At 39.7% G+C, this 25,018-nt stretch carries 18 protein-coding genes and 1 pseudogene; 17 read left to right on the forward strand and 2 right to left on the reverse strand.

Translation table 11 applies throughout. The annotated features are described in order from the left end of the window. Position 1 precedes the first annotated feature (1 nt). The 5 genes and pseudogenes from H5126_RS17650 to H5126_RS17670 all read left to right on the forward strand — a co-directional run bounded on the left by H5126_RS17650 (position 2) and on the right by H5126_RS17670 (position 6,596). Entirely contained in the window at positions 2-580 is a 579-nt protein-coding gene (locus H5126_RS17650; RefSeq protein ID WP_182721235.1) for an OmpA family protein, read from the forward strand. A 128-nt stretch (positions 581-708) separates the two neighbouring features. Continuing rightward, entirely contained in the window at positions 709-1,293 is a 585-nt protein-coding gene (locus tag H5126_RS17655; RefSeq protein ID WP_024600650.1) for a YqaA family protein, read from the forward strand. A gap of 98 nt (positions 1,294-1,391) precedes the next feature. Beyond that, positions 1,392-2,299, forward strand: a pseudogene (locus H5126_RS17660) (GGDEF domain-containing protein). A gap of 163 nt (positions 2,300-2,462) precedes the next feature. Beyond that, on the forward strand, positions 2,463-3,824 hold the full coding sequence (locus H5126_RS17665) for a hypothetical protein (protein ID WP_024597652.1): 1,362 nt from the start codon (positions 2,463-2,465) through the stop codon (positions 3,822-3,824). A 126-nt stretch (positions 3,825-3,950) separates the two neighbouring features. Then, positions 3,951-6,596 carry a DUF2339 domain-containing protein gene (locus H5126_RS17670; RefSeq protein ID WP_182721236.1) on the forward strand — a complete coding sequence of 882 codons (2,646 nt, stop codon included), beginning with the start codon at positions 3,951-3,953 and terminating at the stop codon, positions 6,594-6,596. A gap of 132 nt (positions 6,597-6,728) precedes the next feature. On the opposite strand, the gene H5126_RS17675 is transcribed toward H5126_RS17670, so the two are convergent. Next, positions 6,729-10,169, reverse strand: coding sequence for a PAS-domain containing protein (locus H5126_RS17675; protein ID WP_138489576.1), 3,441 nt, complete (start codon positions 10,167-10,169; stop codon positions 6,729-6,731). A gap of 414 nt (positions 10,170-10,583) precedes the next feature. On the opposite strand from H5126_RS17675, the gene H5126_RS17680 reads away from it, so the two are divergent. The 12 genes from H5126_RS17680 to H5126_RS17735 all read left to right on the forward strand — a co-directional run bounded on the left by H5126_RS17680 (position 10,584) and on the right by H5126_RS17735 (position 24,687). After that, the gene (locus tag H5126_RS17680) at positions 10,584-10,847 is read left to right on the forward strand and encodes a DUF4212 domain-containing protein (protein WP_002961535.1); all 264 of its coding nucleotides are present in this window, start codon (positions 10,584-10,586) and stop codon (positions 10,845-10,847) included. A gap of 10 nt (positions 10,848-10,857) precedes the next feature. After that, positions 10,858-12,582: a sodium:solute symporter family protein gene (locus H5126_RS17685; RefSeq protein WP_002961534.1), complete on the forward strand. Its 1,725-nt coding sequence runs from the start codon at positions 10,858-10,860 to the stop codon at positions 12,580-12,582. A 123-nt stretch (positions 12,583-12,705) separates the two neighbouring features. Continuing rightward, the gene (locus H5126_RS17690) at positions 12,706-14,544 is read left to right on the forward strand and encodes a DUF294 nucleotidyltransferase-like domain-containing protein (RefSeq protein ID WP_039490378.1); all 1,839 of its coding nucleotides are present in this window, start codon (positions 12,706-12,708) and stop codon (positions 14,542-14,544) included. 15 nt (positions 14,545-14,559) lie between these two features. Then, positions 14,560-15,183, forward strand: a complete 624-nt coding sequence (locus H5126_RS17695) for a 3'-5' exonuclease (protein ID WP_182720666.1) — start codon at positions 14,560-14,562, stop codon at positions 15,181-15,183. A 138-nt stretch (positions 15,184-15,321) separates the two neighbouring features. Continuing rightward, positions 15,322-16,056, forward strand: coding sequence for an SIMPL domain-containing protein (locus tag H5126_RS17700; RefSeq protein ID WP_182720667.1), 735 nt, complete (start codon positions 15,322-15,324; stop codon positions 16,054-16,056). 79 nt (positions 16,057-16,135) lie between these two features. Next, entirely contained in the window at positions 16,136-16,798 is a 663-nt protein-coding gene (locus H5126_RS17705) for a peroxiredoxin-like family protein (RefSeq protein ID WP_182720668.1), read from the forward strand. 178 nt (positions 16,799-16,976) lie between these two features. Beyond that, the gene (epd, locus tag H5126_RS17710) at positions 16,977-17,993 is read left to right on the forward strand and encodes an erythrose-4-phosphate dehydrogenase (RefSeq protein ID WP_002961528.1); all 1,017 of its coding nucleotides are present in this window, start codon (positions 16,977-16,979) and stop codon (positions 17,991-17,993) included. Positions 17,994-18,057: 64 nt separating this feature from the next. Continuing rightward, positions 18,058-19,233, forward strand: a complete 1,176-nt coding sequence (locus tag H5126_RS17715) for a phosphoglycerate kinase (RefSeq protein WP_002961525.1) — start codon at positions 18,058-18,060, stop codon at positions 19,231-19,233. A 202-nt stretch (positions 19,234-19,435) separates the two neighbouring features. Then, positions 19,436-20,500: a class II fructose-bisphosphate aldolase gene (fba, locus tag H5126_RS17720; RefSeq protein WP_002961523.1), complete on the forward strand. Its 1,065-nt coding sequence runs from the start codon at positions 19,436-19,438 to the stop codon at positions 20,498-20,500. Positions 20,501-21,540: 1,040 nt separating this feature from the next. Then, positions 21,541-22,230 (forward strand): phosphate regulon transcriptional regulator PhoB, encoded by a 690-nt coding sequence (gene phoB, locus H5126_RS17725; RefSeq protein WP_006791869.1) that lies wholly within the window; start codon positions 21,541-21,543, stop codon positions 22,228-22,230. A gap of 65 nt (positions 22,231-22,295) precedes the next feature. After that, a complete protein-coding gene (gene phoR / locus H5126_RS17730) occupies positions 22,296-23,603 on the forward strand; it encodes a phosphate regulon sensor histidine kinase PhoR (protein ID WP_002962688.1) in 1,308 nt (435 codons plus the stop codon). A gap of 115 nt (positions 23,604-23,718) precedes the next feature. Next, entirely contained in the window at positions 23,719-24,687 is a 969-nt protein-coding gene (locus tag H5126_RS17735) for a PstS family phosphate ABC transporter substrate-binding protein (protein WP_002962686.1), read from the forward strand. 70 nt (positions 24,688-24,757) lie between these two features. Here the strand turns inward: H5126_RS17735 and H5126_RS17740 are convergent, their stop codons facing one another. Next, a complete protein-coding gene (locus H5126_RS17740) occupies positions 24,758-24,994 on the reverse strand; it encodes a hypothetical protein (RefSeq protein ID WP_024597166.1) in 237 nt (78 codons plus the stop codon). Positions 24,995-25,018: the final 24 nt, after the last annotated feature.

Raw genomic sequence — 25,018 nt, forward strand, 5'->3', positions numbered from 1 at the left:
TATGAAAAGCATTATGTTTTTAAGTCTTGCATTATTACTGTCTGGCTGTGCTAGCGATGCAAAAAAATATGAGTATCAAGTTCAATCAAAAGATTTATTTGACCAAGACCGCGACGGTGTTATTAACGCAAGAGACAAGTGTGCTGAAACACCGATAAGAGCCAAAACAAATAATGATGGTTGCCCTAAAGAGCAAAAAATAACGACATCAAGAAACGTTGTTATTGAATTTGGTTACGATAAATCGACGCTAACGGATGATGCAAAAGCAAAAGTAGTAAGTTTTGCTAATAGTGTTGTTGATGTGCCAGGTATTACTATTTTATTAATTGGTGATACTAGCTTAGAAGGGTCATTAGAATATAACCGTAAGCTTGCTTTAAAACGAGTTGAAACAGTTAAAGCGGCTTTGTTAGCGCAAGGTGTTAAAAATATAGAAATAACTGAGCAAACATTTATTGATTCAAAAGATATTCCTAAAGTCTTAGCTGGCAGAAAAACACGAGTTATAGCGTTAGTTGATGGAGAGAGTTCTGTTGAACTAGAAAAGCAATTTGATTTATATAATGCCGGTTTTTAAATAATTATACAAATACAGTTTAAAAAGCCCGTTTTATACGGGCTTTTTTATTGCTTAAGTTTATATTAACGTGGATGTGCCAAAATAAACTAACCACTTTATTTTTGGCACTATAAAAGGAAAATTATATGGCAATTCAAAAAAAGCTAAAAGAAAAAACACGTAATTTTATTGATTCTAAGCATATGCTTAGCGGTATTACAGTGGCGTCGTTTTTAGAGTCAACCATAGTGCCTATTCCACTTGAGGCTGTATTAGTACCGCTAATGCAAGCTCGTAGAGAGAAGCTATGGCTTATCGCCTTAATGGCGACTTTAGGTTGCATAGTGGGTGCATTGTTTGGTTATGCGTTGGGTTATTATTTATTTGATGCGGTTGGTGATTGGATTATTAATACGTTTTCGAGCCCTGAGCAATTTGAAAACGTTAAGCAGCAAATGCAAGATCAAGGTTTTTGGTTTGTTATAACGCTTGGCATTGTGCCAATTCCGTTTCAAATAGCGATGCTTGCAGCAGGCGCGACTAAGTATTCTATTTGGCTATTTTTATTGGCTTCGGGTATCGCGCGTTCTATTCGTTACTTTGGTCTGGCTATTATTGTTTATTATGCAGGTAATGAAGCTGAGCGAATTATTAGTAAACATAAAACTAAAGCGATGATTGGCATTACTATTTTAGTGTTGGGATTGTGGGGACTTAGTACCGTAGTTTAAGTTTAAATTTGAGGGGGATTACGGTTTTCATCTTCGTGATGGTTTTTATTATTGTGCTATAGTTTTCAAATGAAGTACTGAAAAACCTAGCAATTAATATGATTGAAACAGTAAAACTTACCGTTAAACTTTCTAACTTTTATAAAATGCCTTTGATCAATAAAGTTTTAAGTTTAGCTTTATTGATCTATATTGCTATTTTTTCAGCCTACTCCCTAACTAGCTTTCCTCCCTTACAAGTTCAAAACAATGTGTACGGTTTTACTACCGATTTTATTAATTTAACTGTCATTATATTTCTGTTTTGGATTGTTCAATGCTCTGAGCTATCTAAAAAAGCATATATTTTTTCTAGTTTTGGTTTATTACTATGGAGTATTGGCACCACGGCAGACGTGCTTGATGAGTTAGTTGTACAGCCTTACTGGGTAAGTGTTTATTTTGAAGACTTATGTAGAACCAGCGGCATGCTTTTAACTTCTTATGGTTTATTTAAAACTATGCGCTTTGTACAAAGTATTAATAATAGGTTAGCCGCAGAGTTAATAATAGATGACTTAACTAAAGTGCATAATAGGCGCTATTTTTATCGACAGGTTAAAAGTGCAAACATTGTATCTTATGTTATTTTAATTATTGATATAGACCATTTTAAGTCTATTAATGATGAGTTTGGCCATGATGTTGGTGATGTGTAATGCTTAAAGAACTAGCAACTAAATACGACAATGCTTTTACGCACCAAAACAAATTTGCTCGCCTCGGTGGTGAAGAATTTGGTGGCTACTTGCCTACAAATAATATGACGCAAGCGTATGATTTTTCGCAGCAATTAATTGACCTTGCGCACACCATAAATATTCAAAACTCTCGTCACTTAACAGTAAGTATAGGTGTTGCAATGCAAACGCCTAATGAGCCTTTAGATAAAGTAATGAAGCGCGCTGATCAAGCTTTATATTTAGCTAAGAAGAGTGGCCGAGATCGTTTTGAAATTGCCCCATAAGCGTTTTAATTATATAAAAACACGTCCTTATTGTTTGCACATTTACTACACTTTTTAACGTTTTCGTAAGGAAGTGTCAGTGAGGGTAATGCTTTGTAAATTATGAAATTAAAATAGAATGTTTGGGTCGTAATGGGGATATTAATAATAAGGAATAACCTTAATGACTAACTCCCTTTTAAAAGCTGCATTACCCTTAAGTCTAATTACTATTTTGTCGGGCTGCGGCTCTGACGATAGCTCAAGCTCTACAGGTTACATCCAATTGTATAACGGCTCTTACAATAGCCCATACACACGTTTGTTTGTTGAAGAAACAGAGCGCTCAGGCGCTGATTTTGCTGATGTAACTACTCGCCATAACTACAGCACAGACACTTATGATGTAAGTTTTGAGTACCTAGATGCTAACGACAGCTATATAACAATTAGCGATCAAGAAATTTCTATTAAGGGTGACAAAACACAGTTAATAGTAATGAGTGGTAACTTTGATGAACCTACATTTACAGAGCTTAGCGTACCTATTACAAGCGATACGGGTGAGTTTAACTTAGGGTTTTATAATATTGCAGGAGAGGACACTAACTACGATATTTACTTAGCAACTGATGATGGTGTATTTGAAAGCGCGACACTTTTCTCATCAGCTCAATATTTAAGTGAGTTAGATCTGCAAAGCGTTGATGAAGGTTATTACACTATTTACATAACAGAAGCGGGCAGCAGTGATGTTGTGTACGAGTCGTCATCTGTTTATTTATACGATGAAGCAAGTTATGTAGCAATGATCCGCCCAAGTTATGCAACAGAAGAAGGCGGCATTACGCTTGATGTAGTAACCGATAATAACTACGTTACTGAGCTTAAACACCAATCTGCTCTGGGGCAATTACGTTTTATAAATACCGTTGATGACTACTCGCCAGTAAGCTTTTCTGCTACACGCGGTACAACTGTAAACACAACAAATACAGTCGCTAGTGACTCTTATACCGATTATGTTGAACTTTCGCCTAATAGTTACAGCGTAGCGATGTACGACGAAGAAGGTACAAAACTAGCTGATAACTTTTTAATGACGCTAGAGCGCGAGCAAAGTGCGGTGGGTATTTTTTATAACGACGCAGATAACGGTTTACGTATGATGAGCGTTGAAGAAAATCTAACACCAAGCAGTTACAGCCATACGGTATCGGTTGTAAACCTAATTGAAAGCTACGCAGGGCAGTCGGTTTCAGATGTAGATGTGTACTTTACACTTAACGGCGAAACGGTAGACGACACTAGTAACGTAGTCGATGGCCTAGATAAGTATGACCAAGAAGAGCAGGTTGTAGATAACGAAATTTACACGGTTTATGTTGTTTACGAAGACAACGGCCAGCAAATTGTGCTTATTCAACAAAGCGATATGGACTTTACACAAGAGGGTAACTACATATTGATTTTAGAGCATGATGAAACAACAAGCTCTGGTTATAAGATGACCCTAGAGCGCACTATTACCGATAGTGTTGAATAAACCTAAACATATTAAGTAGCATAAAGCCTAAGCACTTTAAGTACTTAGGCTTTTTTATTGAACAAAATTTACCTACTCATTAATAATTAGGTACACTCAGGGCATAATAATTAATAAGAGTGTGCCATGGATGATTTAGTTGGGTTAGCCGTCATAGTAATACTGGTTGTGGTTGCCGGTGCTATTTGCGGCTTAATAGCGCTAGTGCAGTTAAATGCATTAAAACAAGAAGTTGCTGTTTTAAGGGCCAAAATAACACATCTACAAACACATAAATCGATATCGCAAAGTGAACCTCAAAGTGAAGCATCTACGGCTCAGGCAGCGATTTCAATAACAGAGCCAATTGCTCATAAAGCACAGCCAAGCTTAACGTCCCAAAACGCGTCGCCACCTGTAATAAATCAGCTATCAGCACCTCCTAAAAAAGCCAAACCAGCTGAAGCATCAGCCATAGAATTACTATTTAATAAATTGCGCGCAGGGTTTGAAGAGAACTGGATGACCTGGATAGGCGCAATAGCGCTTGCGTTTGGGGGCATCTTTTTAGCTAAATACAGCCTAGAAGCGGGATTATTATCGCCTGTAATGAGGTTGAGTTTAGGCGGCTTATTTGGGCTTGGCCTAATTGCAGCCGCAGCTTATTTACACCATAAACGCATTGTATTTGAAGGCTTTAATAATTACATACCCGCAGCGCTTGCAAGCGGCGGGTTTATTACCTGTTTTGCTTTAACGCTTTTAGCTTACAGCAGTTACGACATGCTGAGCCCTACCGTGGCATTTTTTGCGTTAGCTATTATAGCAATTAGTGCAAGCGCGATGGCGCTTAGGTTAGGCCCGCTATTGGCCGTGCTTGGTATTATTGGCGCTTACAGCGTACCAATATGGGTTAGCGCTGGCAGTGGTAACTTATTTGCGCTGTTAATGTATATTGGCTTTGTAAGTTTGTCGGCTGCGTTAGTTGCACATAAAGTACAACGTATTTGGCTATGGTATTTACTATGGGTTGGGCACATTGGCTGGTATTTAGTTGGTTTTACGCTACTTAAAGCTAATACCGTTTGGTTAATGGGGGCATTTGCTTTACTTAGTATTGTAGGGTTAATTGCTATACCGCGCTTAGGTCTAAAACTAAATGTTATTGAACATCGCCCGCACAGTTTAAAACGCTTAATTAAAGTGCTTCCAGATCATGCATTACTACTCGCTTTTATTGCGCCCTTAATATTTACTATGTTGATCAGTCACTTTGATATGCAGTGGCAAGCAATCGGCGTGTTAAGTATTGTATTGGTGTTGTTTTTAGTCCTTAAAAATAGCCGTTGGGATATTTGGCAGGGCGTAGCGTTAGTTATTTCAACGCTATTAGTGATAGGCGCTGAGCGCACGCATCTTTCGCCAAATCTATTTGATGACGCACTCTTTATATTCAAAAATGAGTATGGTTTGGGTTTATTACTCGGATTGTTACTTACCGCTTTTGGGCTCTATTACGGTAAAAAACAGATTAAGCGTTTAGCGTTTCATATTACGGGGGCATTTAGTGCATTTGTAATGATAGCGACTTTATATAAGCTTATTCCTAATTCTGCGTTAAGTACAGCATATCCACTTTGGGCCGTTGTATTGTTTATAGTGGCAGCTATTTTAATAAAGTGTGCGCAGCATAATACAACGCTATTTCAGCGTTTTACTTATTGGGTAGGTGCTAATGCCAATATTACGTTAGCAATTACCATGCTATTAAGTGACAGCGGCCTAACCATTGCACTTGCTGTACAAGTATTACTTATAAGCGTACTTATAAAACGCTATAACGTGCCTATGCCGCATTGGCCTATAAAAGCCTTAGTTGCTGCGTTATTACTGCGCTTAACGCTTGCGCCTTGGACACCAAGCTACGATGCGTTAACGGTATTTGGTTTGCATTGGAGTATTGTGGTTTATCCGTTATGTATCGCGTTATTTTTTGCCGCAGCTAAGTGCTTTGACTCATCAAAACTTAAAATATGGCTCGAAGGTGCAGCCCTTCATTGTTTAGCGCTTTTTATTACTACCGAAACAAGTTATCAGCTAGTAGGGCATTATCCGCAATTTGATTCACTTAACTTTTACGAACAAATACTCCTTACCTGTAACTGGCTGGCATTAGGGTGTGTGTATTTACACAGAGCAAAACTTGCCGGTACTTTAGCTAAGTTATATAAAGTGGCGGGTTTTGCACTTGCGGGGTTAGCAGGGCTTTTTGCTATTAAAACACTACTTGACGATAACCCATTATTTGAATCACTTTACATAGGTGAGCTGCCAATATTTAACTGGTTATTACTATTGTGGTTAGTTCCTGCAGGATTAACGCTTTGGCTGGCCAAGCTTGTAAAACCAATAAATGCTAAAGCTACGCCATTTATATTGGCCGTTGCGGGTGGCTTTATATTATTGGCAATAAACAGCTTTATTCGTCAGTACTGGCAAGGTCCTTACATTTACTTATCAAAAGGCGCAAGCAATGCAGAGCTTTATAGTTACTCTGTTATTTGGTTAGTATTGGGGGCGGGTACTGTTATTTTTGGTCATTTAAAAAATCAATTATTAATACAAAAAGTAGGCCTAGGCATACTAGCTGCCGTTATTGTTAAAGTGTTTTTAATTGATATGGCTAACTTGGAGGGCTTACTTAAAGCGCTTTCGTTTATTGGATTAGGGCTTTCGTTGGTGGGGTTAAGTTGGTTGTTCCAAAAGCTTAGAAGCCGAGTAAATCAAGTTTAACTTTATGAATACTTTATAAAGCAAAGCCCAGTGAAGATACTGGGCTTTTTGTTTTACGCTATTACTTGATAGCTTTTAACTAGAACACTTTTTACTAGAATACTTTTAACTAGATCACTTTTTACTAGCTTATTATGTACTGTGATTAAGCAGTGCCTTTAGTTTGCCCGGTTTAATTGGCTTACTTAAATAATGAATATTAGCGGCTTTGGTTTCTTGCTTAAGCTCGGTGTCGCGCACTGCGGTAATTAAAATAGCAGGGACTTGGCTTTGCCAAATTTCGCGCAGGGTTTTAATTAGCGTTATGCCATCGCAGTCACTACCTAATTGGTAGTCCATTAAAATAACATCGGGTGCACCGTTTTGCTTAGCGTGCGCCAGTACATTATCTACGTTATCAAAAAGGGTGTAATTAGCTTGCCACTTTTTAAGTAAGCTTGCCATTGCTGCTAAATTTTCAGGGTCGTCGTCTACGGCAACAATATTAATTGCTGCACGGTTTTCTATTAGGCTGTTTGTAGTACTTTTTTGTTGTACAAACTGCTCGTCACCATAAGGTACCTCAATGCTAAAGCGGCTACCTTTATTTGGCTCAGAATGCACATCAAGCGGCAAACTTAATAAGTCAGCCATACGTTTTACAACACCTAAGCCTAAGCCTACGCCTTTGTTATCGCCCGACTCCACACGGTAAAAGTCGTTAAATATTTTGGCTTGCTCTACTTCGCTAATACCGGGGCCTGTATCCCATACTTCTATTCGTAAATTGTGCTTTCGGTTCCTGCAGGCAATTAATACACGGCCATTGTCGGTGTATTTAACTGCATTAGAGACCAAGTTTTGAATAATTCGGCGCAAATAGGTTATATCGCTGTGCACAATTTGTTGGTTTGAACGCACACTAAGCTTAAGGCCTTTATCACTTGATAAAATAGCGTATTCACTTTGTAGTGGCGCTAAAATATCTTCAATATAAAAGTGGCGAGGGGTAGGGGTCATAGCGCCTTGCTCAAGCTTAGCTATTTCAAGCAATGCCGACATTAAATGCACGGTTGAATCGAGACTGTCGCCTAGTTTTTCAAAGCTGTTTTGGTTAGTGCTGTCGAGCTGTTTTTCGTCAATAGCGGCAAGGTATAAACGTGCTGCATTTAACGGCTGTAAAATGTCGTGGCTCGCCAGTGCTAAAAAGCGCGTTTTACTGTCGTTGGCTTGCTCTGCTTCTCGTTTAGCTAAAGTAAGTGCTTGCTCAGTTTGTACACGGCTATCTATTTGAGCTTGTAAGTCTTTATTGATAGTTTGCACTTCTTGAGTACGTGCTTCTATGCGGTTTTCAAGATCCATGTTAACTTCTTCAAGTGCATTTTGCGTACTTATGTGGTTTGTAATATCTGAAAAGCTGGTAACAAATCCGCCATCGGGCAGCGGATTACCAATCATTTCGTATACTTGGCCATTACGACGGTGGCGAATAAAATGATGCGAGCTGCCATATTTTAAATGCTGTACACGTTTTTCTACTTGGCGTTCTATTTCACCAGGGCCACATTCACCACGGTTAGCGTTGTATCTAATAATGTCTTCTATGGGTTGGCCTACTTCTAAAAAGCCTTCAGGGTAGCCAAACATTTCATTGTAGCGTTTGTTCCATGCAACGAGTTTTAAATCTTTATCAACAACTGAAATACCGTGGCTTAAATTTTCGAGTGAGGTAAATAACAGGTTTTGATTAAATTGCAGCGCTTGTGTGGTTTCGTCAAAAAAGTTTACAACTTCTTCAAACGCCATACGCTTACCCGACGATACCGTATGTATTAACGCTTGCGCTGACGATGCGCCAAGCACGCCTGTTAACGCGCGTTCGCAGTAGGCTATAAATTCAGGTTCTGGGTGTGCGTTGTTATCGCTTAAATGATGGGCGAGTGCGTAATGGGCCAGTACTTGTTGGCTGCGCTGAATACCTAGAAATGTTTGCAGTAGTATTTTAAAGTCGTAAACGGTGGCTTTTACGTCTTTATTTAAGCGCCTTGATAAAATAGCCTGATCTTTAGGGTTAACAAAAGCAGCGGCCTGAATTTTATCAATTAAGCGCTCCTCAGCCCCAAGTGAAAAACTAATATAACAACCAATATTGGCAAACAAAGCTATCAAGGTTCCACGCGTTATAAGCGTTTGTTGCAGCTCGCTATCAAGGGTTGTGCCGGCATCGAGTATTGGCAGCATTAAAAATAGTATCCAGCAAATAAAGCCTGCTACCAAACCCGCATACACCCCATAAGCATGACCTTTTCGCCAATATAAACCACCCACAATAGAGGGCAGCAATTGGGTAACAAGTGAAAATGCGACCAAGCCCATACTGGCCAGTGCGCTACTATGGCCAAACCATTGCTGATAGAAATAGGCCAAAATTAATATGCCTGCAATAGCAAAGCGCCTTACAAGTAATATACGAGACTTATAACTGCTGGTAATTAAGTTACGTTTAAACTTTCTACGCAGCATTAACGGCAATACCACATCGTTTGAAATCATCGTGCTTAATGTAAGCGTTGCTACCACTATCATTGCGGTGGCGGCAGATAGTCCACCTATAAATACAAAAGTGGTTAAGAATGCATTGTCGTTAATTAGCGGTAGGGCAAGTACAAAGCTGTCGGGTGAATAGCCGCTGCCAATTTCAGGATGAATGGCCGCAGTCGCAATAGGTAAAATCATTGCGGCTGTTAGTAGTAAATACAGCGGAAAAGCCCAGCGAGCGGTAAGTAAGTGGCGTTTGTTTTGGTTGTCGACCACGGTTACATGAAACTGGCGAGGCAAACATATAATAGCCGCTGCAGCCATTAAAGACTGGCCAATAAAGTTAAAGCTAAAAAAGTTAAAATCGCTCCAGTGACCCCAAATAGATTCAGTTACTTTGTTCGTGGTGGCTTCGGGTAAATTAAAAAGTGTAAATACTGCAAGCCCCGCAACGGCAATAAGAGCAATAAGTTTAATCATAGATTCAAATGCAACAGCGAGCATTAAGCCAGAGCGATATTCAGTTACATCAACTTTGCGAGTACCAAAAAATATAGCAAATAAAGCCATAATTAGTGTGGCAGAAAGCGCGAGCATATCGCCGGATATTTTATTACTGTTTTGCAAAAGTAAAAAGCTTGTACTAAGCGCTTTTAATTGCAGTGCAATGTAGGGAATGGTTGCCAGTAATGCGATTACAGTAACCATTATTGCTGTAGTTTGACGTTTGCCGTAACGAGCTGAAATAAAGTCAGCAATAGTAGTTATATTTTGTTTTTTACTTACCAGTACCAGCTTACGTAAAAATCCTTGGCCGAATAAAAACAGCAACGCAGGGCCTAATAATATTGGCAAGTAACTCCAACTGCTGGTGGCGGCTGTTCCTACCGAACCGTAATAAGTCCAAGAGGTACAGTAAATCCCGAGTGAGAGTGAATACACAAATGGGTGATGGCTAATACGCTTTGCTAAAGGGGTTGTTTTATCGCCCCAATTGGCAAGCCAAAACAGCACACCTATATAACTTAAAGCAACAATAATGAGTACGGCAGTCATGTTGTTATTAAACCTTATTATTTTAAATAATCCCTCATCCGTATGAGGGATTAACACAATACCAGAACTGAGGTTAAGTGTGAGGGTTGAATTTAAAATAAAACTTTTATTTTATTTATATCTTACTGAATATTAACAGTAAAAATAAAACACCCTTGAGCATTAGACTAATGTCGCATTAATGACCAACTTATCAATTTAATCATAAAGCCAGCTTACAAAAACAGCCTAAGTAATTGAAATAATATAAAAATATATAAAACACGCTTGAATGATAAATACAGTTTACGTAAACGTTAACAAGCTGTTACGACTATGGTCTCAATTCAATATGTAACCAGCGTTGCTAAATTGGTAAGCGAAGATAAAAAACCACTCATCGCGATATTGCGGTGCTTAAAGGGGAAAACAAAAATGGCTTTTAAAGATGAAGAACAAGCAAAAGCTTATTGGGCAGAAAACATTTCGCTGTTATTTAAACTGTTAGCAGTGTGGTTTGTCGTGTCTTTTGGCTTTGGCATATTACTGGTTGATGTACTTAATGAAGTACGTTTTTTTGGGTTTAAACTTGGCTTCTGGTTCGCCCAGCAAGGCGCGATTTATACCTTTGTGGCTTTGATTTTTGTGTACGTTTTCAAAATGAATACGTTAGATAAAAAATACGGCGTAGACGAATAGGAGCTAAGCAATGGATGTTCAAACACTCACGTTTTTAATTGTTGGTTTAAGCTTTGCGCTTTATATCGGCATAGCAATATGGGCCCGAGCGGGTTCAACCAAAGAGTTTTATGTAGCGGGCGGCGGCGTACCTCCTCTTGCTAATGGTATGGCAACAGCTGCCGATTGGATGAGCGCCGCGTCGTTTATTTCAATGGCGGGTATTATTTCGTTTGCAGGTTACGATGGCAGTGTTTACTTAATGGGGTGGACAGGTGGTTATGTACTATTAGCCATGTGTTTAGCGCCTTACTTACGTAAATTCGGCAAGTTTACTGTGCCAGACTTTATTGGCGACCGTTACTATTCACGTACCGCGCGTTTAGTTGCTATTTTTTGTGCCATATTCATTTGTTTCACTTATATAGCAGGGCAAATGCGTGGCGTAGGCGTTGTATTTTCACGCTTTTTAGAAGTAGAAATTGAAACCGGTGTTTACATTGGTATGGTGATTGTATTCTTTTATGCGGTACTTGGCGGCATGAAAGGCATTACCTACACACAAGTAGCGCAGTATTGTGTACTTGTATTTGCCTACCTTGTACCAGCCATTTTTATCTCGATGATGATGACGGGTCACTTCTTCCCACAAACCGGTTTTGGTGCCACATTAATTGGCAGCGACGGCGTGTACGTACTTGATAAATTAGATGGCTTAAGCGCTGAACTTGGTTTTGCGCAATATACCGAAGGCTCTAAGAGCATGATTGACGTATTTGCTATTACTGGTGCGTTAATGGTAGGTACTGCTGGTTTACCACATGTAATTGTACGCTTTTTCACTGTACCTCGCGTAAAAGACACACGTATTTCTGCTGCATGGACTCTTGTGTTCATCGCGATTGTTTATACTACAGCACCTGCGGTTGCAGCCTTTGCTCGCGTAAACATGGTTGATACTATTAATGGTAAAGACGGTAGCGGTACAGCTTACGCAGAAGCACCAGGATGGATTAAAAACTGGGAACGCACAGGTTTAATTACATTTGATGATAAAAACGGCGATGGCAAAATGTTCTACACGGCGGGTAAAATCACCGATCCGAACAGTGCTAACGAAGTAAATGTAGACCGCGACATTATGGTATTAGCAAATCCAGAAATTGCTAATTTACCAGCATGGGTAATCGCACTTGTAGCTGCCGGTGGTATTGCCGCTGCACTGTCTACAACAGCAGGTTTACTACTGGTTATTTCGACCTCCGTTTCGCACGATTTACTCAAGCGAACCCTCAAGCCCGATATTACCGACAAGCAAGAGTTACTTGCAGCGAGGTTGGCAGCCATGGTCGCTATTGTTATCTCCGCATACTTTGGTATTAACCCGCCTGGATTTGTGGCATCGGTAGTGGCATTTGCATTCGGCTTGGCGGCAGCGAGTTTCTTCCCAGCAATTATTATGGGTATATTCTCTAAAACAATGAACCGAGAGGGCGCAATTGCAGGCATGGTAACGGGTATTGGCTTTACCGCTGCGTATATCATCTTCTTCAAGTTTGTAAGCCCTGAGCTTAATAATCCTGAACATTGGTTTTTAGGTATTTCGCCTGAAGGTATTGGCTTAATTGGTATGATTATTAACTTTGTAGTAGCTGCAGTTGTTCTTAAATTTACTCAAGCTACACCTATTGAAATTCAAGAAATGGTAGAAGGTATTCGTAACCCTAAAGGGTCAGCTGAAGCGCACGATCACTAGGCAACATTTATAGATATAGTAAAAAAATATAAAGCACCCAAAGCCCGACTTTAGTCGGGCTTTTTATTTGTTTAATAAATAAGTACATTAGATTGGTACATCACCATTTAAAGAGCGAATACAATGAGTGTAGAACAACAAGAAATAGCCCAATACGTTTGTTTGCAAGCGCCTTTTACTATGCTTGATAGCAGCGCATGCGAATACTTTGTAAATCATCTTGATATTATTTACCTTACCCGCGAAAACCAAACTCAGTGGTTACAAAGTGAAAACCCTAAACTATTTTTAATTCGCTCTGGTTTGTACGACCTCGTTGATGGCAAGGGCGATGTTGTTACGCGCTTAGCGCAAGGTGACTATTTTGGTTTTCCGTCGCTATTAACCGGTGAGGCAATTCAAAATAGGTTAGAAGTACAAAAAGAGGGGATAGTGTATATGCTCTCTCAAACGCACTTTGATTTTTTACGCAGAGAATATAAATCGTTTGAGCAATACTTTGTACGCGCTCATGCTAACCGGTTGTTGTCATCGCATTATAAAAGTAAGAACGATAGCTGGTCGGAACGTAAAATATCAGAGCTGATGACGCGCACAGCAATTACGCTTACGCCCGATGCAAGTATTAGGCAAAGCGCTAAAAAAATGAAAGAGCATGGCGTATCGTCAATAATGATAACGCAGCACGCGCACTTAGTAGGGGTTGTGACCGACCGCGATTTACGCAACCGAGTACTTGCCGACGAGGTAGATCCACAAGACGCAGTAAGCAGTATTATGACCGCAAAACCTAAGTTTATATTTGAAAATAACCGGGTGTTTTCGGCGCTGCACTTAATGCTTAAATACAATATTCACCATTTGCCCGTGCTTGACGAAAACCATAACCCGATAGGGATGATAACCAGCACCGATTTACTGCGCCAACAAAAAAGTGACCCCGTACAGCTTATTGGGCGCATATATAAAGCGCACACTGTTACTGATTTAAAACGCTACGCTAAAGAAATTCCCGAACTTTTGCGTAGTTTTTCGTACAACATTGACGACATATCGCTAATTGGTAAATTACTCAGTGGTTTAACCGATGCGCTTACATCGCGCCTGATTCACTTATTTCAAGAAGAGCATGGCGCAGCGCCAACCAGCTTTAGTTTTATTTGCTTTGGCTCGCAAGCACGCGAAGAACAAACCCTGCATTCAGATCAAGATAACGGCTTATTACTCCCTAACGACTTAACCACCGAGCAACACGCTTACTTTAAAAGTATGGGGGAGTTTGTATGCGAGAATTTAGTTGAGTGCGGCATTAGGCGTTGCCCAGGTAATATTATGGCAAGCAGTGATGAGTGCCGTATGAGCGTAAACGACTGGAGCGAGCGCTTTTTTAAATGGATAAAAAGCCCCACACCCAATGCAATGCTTAACTGTAAGATATTTTTTGACCTGCGATTTATTGAAGGTTCAAACGCTTTATACACGGCTTTTTGCGAGCAACTAATTCGTATATCGCGTAACGACTTATTCTATGCCGCAATGGCAACCGACATAAGCAGCAACAGCGTGCCAATTGGTTTATTTAATAAATTTAAAACCGAAAAAACAGATCAAAATAATAAATACATAGATTTAAAAAAACGTGGTGTCGTAATTATAAATGACATAGTGCGGTTATACGCTTTAAAAGCGGGTATTAGGCGCGCCAACACACAAGAGCGGTTGGACGCACTACTAAAACATAAACTGATCAGCAAAGAAGATATATACAACCTAAAAGACTGCTGGCGGTTCTTAACGCAGCTTCGTTTGAGTACACAAATAAACGAAGAGGGCTTACCGAGTAATTGTATTAATCCTAATAAATTAAACTCACTAGAGCGCCATCAACTAAAAGAAGCGTTTTATCTTGTTAAACAAGCGCAGCAAGCCGCTGCGTTTAAGTTTGCTCGCGGCAGTTTATAATGATGGATTACTAACATGGTAAAAAAGCTGCTCACTCGGTATTTAAAGCGCCGTAAATTACTAGGCAAAAATGCCTTACAACAACGTTATTTGGTGATTGATTTAGAGCTAACTGGCCTTGATGCAAAACAGCACGAAATTGTATCGGTAGCGTGGGTGGTAATAGATAACCAATGTATAAAAATGAGCGAGTCGCAGCACCTTATAAATAAAGACGTAAAAAGCCTTGAGCAAAGTCCTGTTTTTCATGGGATTAGCGATGATGCTATAGCAAAGGGGCTAAGCCTAAACAGTATATTAATGCAATTAAGTAACCATTTTAGCGACTGTATTTTAGTGTTTCATAATGCCATGCTCGACTGGGGCTTTTTAAAAATAGCGCTTAAAAATGCCAATATAACTATACATCCTAAACTCATAATCGACACACTGCATATTGAGCAAAAGCGCTTACTCCATCATTCAACTGAAATAAAACAAGATGATTTAACCCTTAATGCTTGCCGCACACGTTATGAGTTACCAAGCTATCATTGCCATCACGCACTGACCGATGCACAAGCCACTGCCGAGTTACTGCTAGCCCAGTGCCATCAAATAAGCCGTGGCAAAGAGTTAAAAGTAGGCGAGTTGATGTAGGTTGGCTGTAGGCGGGGCTTTATGCTGCGCGAGATAAACTCCCGCCAACAATAAAGAGTAGTTTACTTTTATTGTTATCCGTATAACTATAGGTACAGTTACGTAATCATTATCTAACTAATCACTTCAAGGACGATCATGAAACTCATCACTGCCATTTTCTTAACCTTATTCCCACTCATCACTTTTGCTAATTCAAGTTTGCCTGCTAATCGCCATATTGCAGTGCAGGGTACTGCAGAGGTATTAGCAAAGCCCGATATGGCTAAGATTTCTTTTGAAGTAATAAGCTTTAAAGACAAATCACTTGATGCAAAACGTGATGTTGATGACCGAGTAAATTTGTTACTTAAAGGTTTAAGCAAGTATGGTGTTAAGGAGACTGATGTTTCTGCTACAAGCCTGTTAACTCATAATGATGACGATATGTTTAATGTCGAGAGCGGTACAGCAATTAATGCAGGATATGTAGCAACAAGAACACTTAAAGTAACATTAAGAAATATTGAAAAAGTGAATGATTTTATCGATTTTGCACTAAGTGTAAAAATTAATGAACTGACGAATATTGAGCTTATGTCTTCAAAAGCCTCGCAGTTAGAAGCTGAAGCAACACAAGGCGCAATAGATAACGCTATAGTTAAAGGGGGTAAGCTTGCCAAAGCATTTGGCGCAGAGATTGGAAAAATTTACAGTATTAATTCAAATTCTAACCGTTCAAGTTATGGTTATGGCGTAGATGATTTTGATAGAATAGTTGTGACCGGCTCTAAAGTTACTAGAAATCCATTCGAGCAAGGCAGGTATTTACAAGAAACTATTACATTTAAATCATCAATAAACGTGGTGTTTGATTTAGAGGTAAATGATTAAGTTAAAATTTTCATTTCAAATACATTTTCATAATGTAAGCTGGCTTTAAGTTTTTGATTAATTTGAAGGTAGCCATATTATGAGCGATGAAAGCAACACGTTAAAAGCACAAACTGAGGCAAAAGTAGCAGCAGGGCGCAAAGGTAATCCTGATTTTATGAAAGGTGTTGATGAAACGATTGCACAAGCAAAAGCGTTTCAACAAGGTGCTAATGCACTTGATTTAAACCAAATTGCACCAAGTTTTGAGTTACCAAATCAACATGGTCAATCGGTGCAGTTAACTGAGTTACTTGCTAAAGGGCCTGTGGTTGTTACTTTTTATCGTGGTAGTTGGTGTCCGTACTGTAATTTACAACTGAAAGCACTGCAGTCACGTTTACCTGAAATTCATGCTTTAGGTGCGCAGCTGGTGGCTATTAGCCCGCAAGTACCCGATGGCTCAATGAGCGAAAGCGATATAAGTAACATGGATTTTTTAGTGCTGAGTGATCAAAATGCCGATGTAGCAGCAAGCTACGGCGTAGCATGGCAAGTGCCCACATTTTTACTCGAGCATATGCAAGTAGACCGAGGCCTAGATTTAGAGTCGGTTAACAATGGCAATAGTAGTGTTTTACCGATCCCTGCCACCTTTGTTTTAGATAAACAAGGTAAAGTGACTTGGCGTTATGTTGATGTTGATTATCGTACTCGTTCTGAGCCAGAAGATATAATTAACGCTTTGAAAAATTTAGTATAAAAAACTTAATTTTAAAAGTCAGACCCCTTGAAGAGCTTGCAATGCCTAAGCTCTTCAACGTTAATTTAAAGTTTCTAATGCTTCCCTCTTATAATCAGATGCAAGGTCGATTACAATACAGACATCTAAAAGGCGTATTGCCTTTATCTGCACGCTAAAAGAGTGGATTTTATATTTCATGGCAATCAAACTTGCAATTAATGGTTTTGGTCGTATTGGTCGAAATATTGTCCGCGCGTTATACGAGTCTGGTTTGAGCGACGATATAAAAATTGTTGCGATTAACGAACTTGCTGATCCTGAAGCTATTGCTCATTTATTAAAATACGACACATCCCACGGTCGTTTTTCTTTTCCTGTAAAACTTGGTGAAGACACCATTAGTGTTGCAGGCGATACCATTGCACTTTTTTGTGAAGAAAACCCAATTGAATTACCTTGGCAAACGCTCGATGTAGACGTTGTACTTGAATGTACGGGTGTTTACCACTCGCGTGAACATGCGCAGTTACATATTACCGCAGGCGCTAAAAAGGTGTTGTTTTCGCATCCGGCCGATAACGATGTTGATGCTACGATTGTGTATGGCATTAACGACGATGAGCTTAAAAGCGAGCACACAATTGTTTCTAACGGATCGTGTACAACTAACTGTGTTGTGCCGGTTATTAAAGTATTAGATGATGCATTTGGTATTGAGTCGGGCGCTATTACAACGATTCATGCGTCGATGAACGATCAACAAGTGATTGATGGTTATCATCATGATTTACGCCGTACTCGCGCTGCAAGCCAATCAATTATTCCAGTTGATACAAAGCTCGCTCGTGGTATAGACCGTATTTTACCTAAATTTAAAGGCCGTTTTGAAGCCATCGCCGTACGTGTACCTACTATAAATGTCACGGCAATGGATTTAAGTGTAACGGTTAATACCGATGTAGATTTAAATGCAGTAAATAATGCACTTAAAGCACAAGCAAAAGACCGCTTAGAAGGTATTTTAAGTTATACCGAAGAGCCGCTTGTATCGGTTGATTTTAATCACGACCCACATTCTTGTATTATTGATGGCACACAAACACGTGTTAGTCACAAACGACTGATAAAGTTATTAGTATGGTGTGATAACGAATGGGGTTTTGCTAATCGTATGCTCGACACAGCGCGTGCTATGATGGCAGTGAATAAGTAATTTATTAATATAATAATTTTAAACGTATTTTTCAGGTTCAGTATCGTTAACTAAGGAGATGTTCATGTCGGTCATAAAAATGGCAGATTTAGATTTAAACGGCAAACGCGTATTAATTCGTGAAGATTTAAATGTACCAGTTAAAGCAGGTAAAGTGACGTCAGATGCGCGTATTCGTGCAGCACTACCTACTATTAAACTAGCTCTTGAGAAAGGCGCTAAAGTAATGGTTATGTCACACCTTGGCCGTCCTACGGAAGGGGAATACGATGAAGCGTTTTCGCTTGCACCTGTAGCTGATTACTTAAACGATGCCCTAGAGCAAACTGTACGTTTAGAAAAAGATTACCTAAACGGTGTTGATATTGCTGATAACGAAGTGGTTGTTTTTGAAAATGTGCGCTTTAACAAAGGCGAGAAGAAAAACGACGAAGCGCTATCTAAGCAACTAGCAGCACTGTGTGATGTATATGTAATGGATGCATTTGGTACGGCTCACCGTGCACAAGCGTCTACCCATGGCGTTGGTTTATTTGCTGATGTGGCATGTGCAGGTCCATTGTTATCGGCTGAGCTTGAAGCGTTAGGAAAAGCACTTGATAATCCAGCGCGTCCATTAGTAGCGATTGTTGGTGGTTCTAAAGTATCTACTAAGCTTACCGTTTTAGATTCACTTTCTAAAATTGTTGACCAATTAGTTACCGGCGGCGGTATTGCAAATACCTTTATTGCTGCATCAGGTAGCCCAGTTGGTAAATCGCTTTACGAACCTGATTTAATGGATGAAGCGAACCGTTTATGTGCAGCAGCGATTGCTAATAATGGTGAAATTCCGGTACCGACTGACGTAGTGGTTGGTAATGAGTTTTCTGAATCTGCTGTAGCTACACTTAAAGATGTAAGCGAAGTAACAAGCAATGATATGATTTTTGATATTGGCCCTGATACAGCGAGCAAGCTTGCAAAAATTATTGCAAATGCAGGCACTGTTGTATGGAATGGTCCAGTTGGCGTGTTCGAGTTTGACCAGTTTGGTAATGGTACTCGTGCTATTGCACAAGCAATTGCTAACTCAAATGCGTTTTCAATTGCGGGTGGTGGTGATACCTTAGCCGCAATCGATAAATACGGCATTGCCGATAAAGTATCTTATATTTCTACTGGTGGTGGTGCGTTCTTAGAGTTTTTAGAAGGCAAAAAACTTCCAGCAGTTGAAATGCTAGAGTCGCGCGCTAAGTAATTTTAGTGGCGTAAGGTGAAGGGGGTAATAGCCCTCACCGACAATTAATTACTAAATACCTCTCACCCTAATTTAGTCGTTAATTTAGACGGAATATTACTGCAAAGCAGTGGTTTTTCGTGGCGTTGTTATAACGCCAAACTAACACATCCGTTCAAACTAGATGGTAGGGAACTACTGTCGATAAATTGGAGAATACCCAATGGCTTTAATCAGTATGCGACAACTTTTAGATCATGCAGCAGAGCATGGTTACGGCGTACCTGCTTTTAACGTTAACAATCAAGAGCAAATGCGCGCAATAATGGAAGCGGCTGACAAAACAAACAGTCCAGTAATCGTTCAGGGATCAGCTGGCGCACGTGCTTATGCTGGTGCTCCATTTATTCGTCATATGATTTTAGCAGCCGTTGAAGAATGGCCACATATCCCAGTTGTAATGCACCAAGATCACGGCACGTCGCCAGGTGTATGTCAGCGTTCAATTCAGCTTGGTTTTTCATCAGTAATGATGGATGGCTCGTTAATGAGCGACGGCAAAACTCCTTCAAGCTACGAATACAATGTAGAAGTAACGCGCGAAACAGTTGCTATGGCACATGCCTGTGGCGTATCGGTTGAAGGCGAGCTAGGTGTACTTGGTTCACTTGAAACAGGTGAAGCTGGCGAAGAAGATGGCGTTGGCGCAGAAGGGTTATTAACAACTGATCAAATGCTAACAGACCCTGAAGAAGCGGCTGATTTTGTAAATAAAACACACGTTGATGCACTTGCAATTGCTTGCGGTACTTCACACGGTGCTTATAAATTTACTCGCCCACCAACAGATGACATTTTAGCGATTGATCGCATTAAAGCGATTCATGCTCGTATTCCTAACACGCACTTAGTGATGCATGGCTCATCTTCAGTTCCTCAAGAATGGTTAGAAATTATTAATCAGTACGGTGGCGAAATTCCAGAAACTTATGGTGTGCCAGTTGAGCAGATTGTTGAAGGCATTAAGTTTGGTGTTCGCAAGGTAAATATTGATACTGATTTACGTTTAGCATCTACCGGTGCAATTCGCCGTCATATGGCGCTTAACCCATCTAACTTTGATCCACGTAAATACCTAGCTGAAGCTACAAAAGCAATGACAGAGATTTGCGTTGCACGCTATAACTCGTTTGGTACTTCTGGCCAAGCTAGTAAAATTAAGCCAATTTCACTTGATGAAATGCACCTTAAATACTTAAGCGGCGAACTAGACCCTAAAATTAGATAATAGATCAATTTATAATTGATCATTATTAGGGCCTGTTTATCTTTCGAGGTTGAATTTGCAGCAGTATGTTTGGTATTTAGGCAAGGCAGAGCCTATGCAGTGTGGTTATTCCCCATAAATAGGCGATAACGTGGAATAAATGCCAAACATGCGCTGCCCGAAGGGCTCTGCCTAGGGGCAATTTACTCTTTGTTGCCTACATGGATGTAGGTAAGGGGCGTGAGCAGGACGCGGAAGCTTTGCTCGGTTTTTACTTAGCCCGCTAGGTTACAAACCTCACGCCGCGATTAAATCGCCCCTAGATTGAACAAATTTTAATCCTGAAAGGTCAACAGGCCCTAAGCCAGTAACTTTGTTGCTGGCTTTTTTAATGTCAGCCCTTTTTATATTACAGATTACGGTTTTTTGATCAGATCACTGCATTACCAACGCGGAATTTTGGGATCACGCATTTACTAACGCAGCCTTTTTCGGATCATTACTTTACTAAGCCGAATACACTTTAATGCTATATATGGGTTCTGAGATAATTTGATCGTTATTTATTTGTACAAACAATCAACAACTTATGGCTTTGACTAGGTACAACTCTGATCTGAGGGTTGATCGGCTTGGTAAAAATCTGATCCTTTATTTGGAGCTTAGTAAAATTTAGATCTATTTTTGAACGTATTGTTTGTTACACAGGCGGGTTTGTTGATTTTAAAATGGCTTTAAAGCTACTTTTAAACGATCGATCTGTAAAAATGTCTTGGTTAGTAAAACAATGATCCCAGCTAGTTTAATATTGTTTAGTGGTTTAAATAGCGATACAAAAAAGATAATTTTAAAAAGTTAGCTATTACATAAATTTATCGTAAATCTCTTTTTATTACGTTAAATATTAAAAAGGTTTTAAAAATATGACGTTAATGAGGTTTTTTGTCACTAATTTGTGTTTTTTTTACCACCATTTTAATTTACACGTTACACTTTCATAAAAATGTCATACTTAGTCATAATAATGAAAACTAATTCGATAGCGTAAGAGATAAATTGGAATGTCACGTAAAGTACTAGTCGTAGATGACGAAGCTCCTATCAGGGAGATGTTGGTTTTTGTTTTAGAGCAAAATGGATTTCAAGCAATTGAAGCAGAAGATTACGACTCTGCTATTGCAGCTATGGTTGAACCTTACCCAGATATGGTTTTACTTGATTGGATGTTACCAGGTGGAAGCGGTATTCAAATTGCTAAAAAGTTTAAGCAAAACGAACACACCCGCCAAATCCCAATTATTATGCTTACAGCTCGCGGCGAAGAAGAAGACAAAGTACGCGGCCTTGAAGTAGGTGCAGATGATTACGTCACCAAGCCGTTTTCTCCTAAAGAGCTTATGGCACGTATTAAAGCGGTTATTCGCCGTGTATCGCCAACCTCATTAGAAGAAGCTATTGAAGTACATGGCCTGCGTTTAGACCCTATTTCTCATCGTGTTACCTCAGAAGGTAACGAGCTTGATATGGGGCCAACCGAATTTAGATTACTGCACTTTTTTATGACTCACCCAGAGCGTGTATATAGCCGTGAACAACTGCTTGATCATGTGTGGGGAACTAACGTTTACGTAGAAGATCGCACTGTTGATGTTCACATTCGTCGCCTGCGTAAAGCAATTGGCCCACTTGGACATGACCGTTTGGTGCAAACAGTACGTGGCGCTGGGTATCGTTTTTCAAGTAAGCTGTGATCAGCTTAAAGCTTAGCTAATGTGTAAAATACGCATGTATTACTACTCTAAGGTAAAGTGAGTGTATGTATCGAGTTGTTAATAAGCAGGCGTTAGTAAAGCGCCTGTTTATCTATTTTTTACCCTTACTATTAATTGGTGTGCTGGTTGGCGCGCCATTTTTGCTTTTATTTTTAGGATCTTTTTCCCTCCTTATTTGGCACTACCATCAACTTTATCGTTTGAGCGATTGGCTACTTAATCAACGCAGCTTTAATCCACCAGAGGGTGAGGGTGCATGGGAGCAAGTGTTTGAAGGTATTTACCATCTCCAGCACCGTAATCGTAAAAAACGTAATGAGCTTGCAGATTTAATTCGTCGCTTTCGCGATGGGGCTGAAGCGGTACCTGATGCGGTAGTGGTATTACAAAACGATTTAAGTATTGTGTGGTGTAATCAATTAGCCCTTAAAGTGCTTGGTTTGCAGTGGCCTACCGATCATGGTCAGCGCCTTGATAATTTAATTCGCGAACCTAAGTTTGCTAAATACATGCACAAAGGCGAATTTGACGACGCGCTTGAGCTGGATAACGGTCATAGTATTGAGCAGGTGCTTGAGTTTAGGGTAATGCCATATGCAAGTACGCAACTTATGGTTGTGGTACGTGATGTAACGCGCTTAAAACAGCTTGAACAGATGCGTAAAGACTTTGTAGCCAATGTGTCGCATGAACTACGTACACCGCTTACAGTGGTTACAGGGTATCTTGAGATGATGGATGGCGACATGATGCCGCCGCCAGCAATGTGGAACAAAGCGCAAAATACCATGCTTGAACAATGTAAGCGCATGGATAGCTTAGTCAGCCAATTATTATCGCTTTCGCGTATTGAAGGTGCACGGCGCCAAGACAACGATAAAGCTATAAATGTACCGCAATTACTTGGTTATATTCACACTGAAGCAAACTCAATTAATCAAGACAAAGGCCACGAACTTATTTTTGATATTGATAAAACCCTTGATATTAAAGGCTCTGAGGATGAACTGCGTAGTGCGTTTTCTAATTTAGTATTCAACGCGATTCATTACACAAAACCAGGCGGTAAAGTAGAAGTTTGCTGGCAGCGCAAAAACAATAAAGCGTGTTTTAGTGTTACCGATAATGGTGATGGTATTGCGCCTGAGCATATTAACCGATTAACTGAGCGTTTTTATCGTGTTGATAAAGCTCGCAGTAGAACAACAGGTGGCTCAGGCTTAGGGCTCGCTATAACAAAACATGTGTTAACTCGCCATGATAGTAAATTAAATATTCGCAGTGAAGTTAACAAAGGATCGTGTTTTTCTTTTGAATTTTCAATAGATAAGATAGTTTCGCTGACTAAATAATTAAGCTAATAGGTCAAGTCATAAAAGTGTCATTTAAGAGTAATGTAACTGTCATGTACTCACTTTAGAGTGGGCAGCAGTTAGAAAATGGAACGAACAAACCGGAGAACTCTACATGAAATTTAAAAACTTAGTTGCCGCAATGGGTGTGGCTGTTACAACTTTCGTATCTGCACAAGCAGTTGCTCTAGACCAAAATATTCCTGAGTATCAAAAAATTAGTGGTGTTTCAGGCAACTTTTCATCAGTAGGTTCTGACACTTTAGCCAACATGATGACGTTTTGGGCTGAAGAGTACAAACGTATTTACCCAAATGTAAATATTCAGATTCAAGCAGCAGGTTCTTCTACTGCTCCACCGGCACTTACCGAAGGTACAGCTAACCTAGGTCCAATGAGCCGTAAAATGAAATCTAAAGAAATCGAAGCGTTCGAAAAACGTTACGGTTACAAGCCAACAGAAGTTCGCGTAGCTATTGATGCACTTGCTGTATTTGTACATAAAGATAACCCAATTGAAGGTCTTCGTATTGACCAAGTAGATGCTATCTTTTCATCTACTCGTAAATGTGGCGCACCAGAACAAGTTAACCGTTGGAGCGATGTTGGTCTAACAGGTGATTGGGCAGCTAAAGATGTGCAACTTTACGGACGCAACTCAGTATCAGGTACGTATGGTTACTTTAAAAAGAAAGCACTTTGTAAAGGTGATTTCCGTAATAACGTAAATGAGCAACCGGGTTCTGCATCAGTAGTACAGTCAATTTCATCTTCATTAAATGCAATTGGTTACTCAGGTATAGGTTATAAAACATCGGGCGTACGTACAGTACCGCTAGCTAAAAAAGGCGATAACTTTGTTGATGCAACACTTGATAACGTTGCACAAGGTAAATATCCATTATCTCGCTTTTTATACCTTTATGTGAATAAGCACCCAAACAAGCCGTTGTCTCCAATGGAAGCGCAATTCTTAAAAATGGTACTTTCAAAAGATGGTCAGCAAATTGTAGAAAAAGATGGTTATGTACCACTTTCTGCAAAGCTAGTAGAAACAGAACTTAAGAAGCTTGGTTTAAATTAATAAACTATAAGCAATAAAAAACCGCTCATTGAGCGGTTTTTTTGTGCCTAAAACTAAAAACTTTAAGGAATTAAATATTACCTAATTTTTCGGCTTGTGCTTTACATTGATTATAGCTCTCAACACATTTGCCAGAGCATACTTGTTGCTTTAAGCCCTCAGCAGTTGTTTGCTGTTCACAACTACTTTCACACTGGTAGTTTTGTTGAGCACACTGATTCATTTCAGGGTTTTCAACTTGGTTTTGACAACCTGCCAATAGTGCAAAAGTAAGGGCGACTACGCTTGTTTTTATTAAAGTGTGCATGCTTCTTATCCTTAAAATGGAGTC

Origin of the sequence: Pseudoalteromonas sp. SG45-3, from assembly GCF_014164075.1 — a bacterium.
Taxonomy (GTDB): domain Bacteria; phylum Pseudomonadota; class Gammaproteobacteria; order Enterobacterales; family Alteromonadaceae; genus Pseudoalteromonas; species Pseudoalteromonas distincta.